The organism is Streptomyces sp. rh34 (assembly GCF_002551245.1).
GTDB lineage: Bacteria > Actinomycetota > Actinomycetes > Streptomycetales > Streptomycetaceae > Streptomyces.
Genome location: NZ_NTGZ01000403.1, coordinates 1 through 4126 on the forward strand (window position 1 = coordinate 1; position 4126 = coordinate 4126).

A 4126-nucleotide genomic window follows, 5' to 3' on the forward strand; every position below is an offset into this window, starting at 1 on the left:
GATCCCGCCCGGAGGTCGGCGCGCGCCTGCCCCTGCCCGCCATGTCCGGTGCGCCCCGACGCGGCGGCACCCCCTGGGACGGCGTGCAGCGGCGGGCCGTCGCCGCCTCCCCCGGCGCGGGCCTGGTGGCGGTCAGCCGGGGAGGCCACGGCGAGGTCCACGTCTTCGACGCGGACCGGGCGGACCTGCTCACGACCCTGACCGTCCCGACGCCCCTGAACGACGGCGGCCACCTCGCCCTCCTCGCCCCCGGGGACGGGGCGCACGCCGACCCGGTCGGCCGCTGATCGACGCGGAGCGGGTGGTGGCGCGGCGCAACCGCCGCACCACCACCCGCTCCGGTGCTCAGACCGCCCTCACCAGGAGGACTTGGTCACCCCCGGGAGAAATCCGGCGTGGGCCTGCTCACGCATCCGGACCCGGGAGAGTCCGAACCTGCGCAGGTACCCCCGGGGCCTGCCGTCGACGCTGTCGCGGTTGCGCACCCGCGTGGCACTGGCATCGCGCGGCTGACGCCGCAACTCCTCGACGGCCGCGACGCGTTCACGCTCCGGCGTGCCGGGCCGACGGATGATCTCCTTCAGCTCGGCCCTGCGGGCGGCGTAGCGGTCGACGGTCTCCCGACGCCGGTCGTTCCGCGCGATCTTGCTCTTCTTCGCCATCAGACCTTCCCTCCCCGCGCGCGGATGCGCGCGACCGCGGCCTCGATGCCGATGCTGTCGACGGTCTTGATCGCCCGAGCACTCAGTGTGAGGCGCACATACCGCCCCTCGCCGGGCAGCCAGTACCGCTTGCGCTGAACATTCGGGTCGAACCGGCGGGACGTCCGGCGGTGCGAGTGGGAGATGTTGTTGCCGAACCCCGGCTTCGAGCCGGTCAGTTGGCAGTGGGCGGACATGAAAAGTTACCTGCCTCTCCTTCGACGCATCCATTATTGAAAATGGAAACCATTGCCATATAGTAGCGCCCATGGCTCGCAACGAAGTACGCCCGGTCATCAAGCTCCGCTCCACCGCGGGGACCGGCTACACCTATGTCACCCGCAAGAACCGGCGGAACGACCCCGACCGGATGGTGCTGCGGAAGTACGACCCGGTCGCCCGCCGCCATGTCGACTTCCGCGAGGAGCGCTGAGGCCCCGCCGGTCCGGCCCTCCCCCGCGCACACCCCAGACCCGACTCCCAGGAGATCGTCATGAAGCCCGGAATCCACCCCTCCTACGGCCCCGTCGTCTTCCGCGACAAGGCCGCCGACTTCGCGTTCCTCACCCGCTCCACCATGACCAGTGACCGCACCGTCGCGTGGGTGGACGGCAACACCTACCCGGTGGTCGACGTGGAGATCTCCTCCGCGAGCCACCCCTTCTACACCGGCACCGCCCGCGTCCTGGACACCGCCGGACGCGTCGAGCGCTTCGAACGCCGCTACGGACGCGGTGAGGCCCGGTGAGCGAGCACCGCACGAAACTGCCCGTCGTCATCGTCTGCGGCCTGCACTCCGAGGCACGCCGCGACGTGGTGGAAGGGCTGCTGCGGGACGTCCCGCACAGTGTCGCGCTGCACCACGACCTGTCCACGGCCACCGGCGGGACGGTACGTCGCTCCCTGCGGGACGCCGGCGGCGAACTGGCCTCCGGAGATACACCGCTGGTGAACGAATGCGCCTGCTGCGCACTGCGCGAGGACCTCGTCCCCGAACTCGAACGCCTCGCGGGGGACGGTCGCACCCGCCTCGCCGTCCTGGAGCTCTGGGACTCCGTCGAGCCGAAGTCCATGGCCGAGGTGATCGCCGCGCACACCACCACCGCCGAGGTCACCAACGTGTTCGCGGCGGTCGACCCCACCCTCGTCCTGCCCTGCCTTTCCAACGGCGACGATCTGGCCGAGGCCGGCCTCGCGGCGGCGCCTGCCGACCGGCGGACCATCGGCGACACGTGGGCCCGGCAGATGGAGTACGCACCCGTCCTGGCCGTGACGCCGAGCCCGGCGGCCGACGAGGAGGACCACGCCCTGATCCGGCAGCTGCACCCGACGGCCCGCCAGGCCCGGGCCGGTTCCGCCGAGTTGGCCCGGCTCGCCTTCGCGGGATTCGACGTGGAGGCGGCGGACGCGGGCCAGCACCCGGCCTGCGCGCTGCTTCCGCAGGAGGCGGACGAGGCCGGGGTGGGCACGCTCGTCTGGCGGCGGCACCGGCCCTTCCACCCCGAGCGCCTTCTCGACGCACTGGAGGACCTGAGCTGCGCGGCTGCCCGCAGCCGCGGCCGGTTCTGGCTCGCGGACCGGCCCGACACCCTGCTCTCCTGGGATGCCGCGGGCGGCGCGCTGTGTGTGGAGGACACCGGCCCCTGGCTCGCCTCACTCCCGGACGCCGCCTGGTCCATGGTGCCGCCCTACCGGCGGGCGGCCGCCGCACTGGACTGGCACCCGGAGCACGGCGACTGCTGCCAGCACCTGGTCTTCGTCTCCCCCGGCCTCGACCGCGACGGCCTGACCGGCCTGCTGGACTCCTGCCTGCTCACGGACGAGGAGTACGGCTCCGGCCGGGAGACGTGGAAGAGCCTGCCCGCCGCGTTCGACGCGCTCCTCGACCCGGTCCACTGACCCCGCTCCGTACCGCCCGCACCCCGACCCCGTACCCCCGCGGCCACGGCCCACCGACCGCACGCCCAACACTCCCGACACACCGAGCACGAGGAAGTCCCATGGCACGTCAGCAGGACCCCCGCAAGCCGCTCAAGACCCGGCCGAACCCCTTGGACGCCGCCGGGATCACGTACATCGACTACAAGGACACCGATCTGCTGCGGCGGTTCATCTCCGACCGGGGGAAGATCCGCAGCCGGCGGGTCACCCGGATCAGCGCCCAGCAGCAGCGTCAGGTGGCCGCGGCCATCAAGAACGCCCGCGAGATGGCACTGCTGCCGTACTCCGGTTCCGCGGCGGGCAGGTAGGGCGCGACATCCCCGGCCCGGGGCCATCCGGACGCGGGCCCGTCCGGTGACGAGCCGACCGGTGACGAGCCGACCGGGACGGGTCGCCGCCCGCCGCGGCGGAAACGGCTGGGGCGACCGCATGGCTCCCGGTCGTCGTGAACGGGTGGCGTGTGCGGGGCACGCCGGGCGGGGCGGATCGCCGGACGCGTCGGGCGGGAGGGTGGTGCGCTCCGTCACCCCGGCGTCAGCACGCCCCGGTGGGTCAGAAGGCGAATACGGCGTTGTCGTTCATGCTGCCCGCCATCTCGCAGGCGTTGCCGTACGTGGCGCTGAACTCGACCTGCCTGCCCTGCCAGACACCGTGGGCGGTCACCACGACCGGGTCCCACTGGCGGGTGCAGGTCCGGTTCGACGGTCCCGCGGTCAGTTCGGAGAACTCCCCCCGGACCGCGGCCAGTTCCGCGCAGGCTGCCGCGGGATCGGGGTGCGTCCCCTCGGCGGTGGGGGCGCAGGTGAGCGTCACGGCCCGTTCGACGGTGGCGGTCTGCGGGTCCTCGCCGCGGGCCACGGTGAGGACGAGCGCCGAGGGCGCGTAGAGGCTCTCCGCCCCCGCCGGTGCGGCCTGGGCGGTGGCGGTCGCGAATCCGCCGAGCAGAAGGGCGCTCGCCGTGATGGTCGCGAAGATCGCGTGAGGGTTGCGTCGCATGAGTGAAGACTCCTTGGTCGTGTGCCTGATTGCGGTCAGGAGTCTTACGCATGCGGAAAGTGAGCGCACATCGACGGCCAGCTTCCGGCCGCGGACGGGCGTTCGACCCGACCGAATGGTCATTCGGGCAGCTCAGACGCCTCGCGCGAACCGTCCAACATATGGACAGGCTTCGACGGTTCAACGCGAAACCACCTCGTGACCTGCGGATACACGAGGAAGCCCCCAATGCGCCCCACCGCCGCTTCGACCGGAAAGTGCCGCCACCCGGGGATCGCCCGGGTCACGTGGGTCACGCGGGGGACACGATTCCGGATCCCTCTTGACCAGGGCAATTTAGGTTAGGCTAACCTCACGGTCGTGATCGCTCCTGCCCTCGACCGAGAAGACCCACCGCCGCGTCGGCGCTCCGCTGCCGGTGCCACCGCCGCGCCGCCCCCCGGCGCCGAGCCCGGCCCGGCCGCGTCCTGTCTCTTATACACATCTCT

Annotated in this window: 7 protein-coding genes and 1 pseudogene; 5 read left to right on the forward strand and 3 right to left on the reverse strand. The window is 72.2% G+C overall.

From position 1 onward, the window contains the following. A pseudogene (locus CR470_RS36110) lies at positions 1–287 on the forward strand (hypothetical protein); the annotation flags it as partial. Between the two features lie 69 nt (positions 288–356). On the opposite strand, the gene rpsN reads toward CR470_RS36110, so the two are convergent. Next, positions 357–662 carry a 30S ribosomal protein S14 gene (gene rpsN / locus CR470_RS36115; RefSeq protein ID WP_097871825.1) on the reverse strand — a complete coding sequence of 102 codons (306 nt, stop codon included), beginning with the start codon at positions 660–662 and terminating at the stop codon, positions 357–359. Further along, a complete protein-coding gene (gene rpmB, locus CR470_RS36120) occupies positions 662–898 on the reverse strand; it encodes a 50S ribosomal protein L28 (RefSeq protein ID WP_030584778.1) in 237 nt (78 codons plus the stop codon). Before rpmB ends, rpsN begins: the two co-directional genes overlap by 1 nt. Positions 899–969: 71 nt before the next feature. Between rpmB and rpmG the strand changes: the two genes are divergently transcribed. From rpmG to rpsR, 4 genes are all read left to right on the forward strand, one after another. Further along, positions 970–1134 carry a 50S ribosomal protein L33 gene (gene rpmG / locus CR470_RS36125; protein WP_003964410.1) on the forward strand — a complete coding sequence of 55 codons (165 nt, stop codon included), beginning with the start codon at positions 970–972 and terminating at the stop codon, positions 1132–1134. A gap of 60 nt (positions 1135–1194) precedes the next feature. Next, positions 1195–1449, forward strand: coding sequence for a type B 50S ribosomal protein L31 (locus tag CR470_RS36130; protein ID WP_097871827.1), 255 nt, complete (start codon positions 1195–1197; stop codon positions 1447–1449). Next, a complete protein-coding gene (locus CR470_RS36135; protein WP_097871829.1) occupies positions 1446–2600 on the forward strand; it encodes a CobW family GTP-binding protein in 1155 nt (384 codons plus the stop codon). The genes CR470_RS36130 and CR470_RS36135 overlap by 4 nt, the downstream gene beginning before the upstream one ends. Positions 2601–2701: 101 nt before the next feature. After that, a complete protein-coding gene (gene rpsR, locus CR470_RS36140) occupies positions 2702–2950 on the forward strand; it encodes a 30S ribosomal protein S18 (RefSeq protein ID WP_097871832.1) in 249 nt (82 codons plus the stop codon). A 244-nt stretch (positions 2951–3194) separates the two neighbouring features. On the opposite strand, the gene CR470_RS36145 is transcribed toward rpsR, so the two are convergent. Further along, the gene (locus CR470_RS36145; RefSeq protein ID WP_097871834.1) at positions 3195–3638 is read right to left on the reverse strand and encodes a subtilase-type protease inhibitor; all 444 of its coding nucleotides are present in this window, start codon (positions 3636–3638) and stop codon (positions 3195–3197) included. Positions 3639–4126 lie beyond the last annotated feature (488 nt).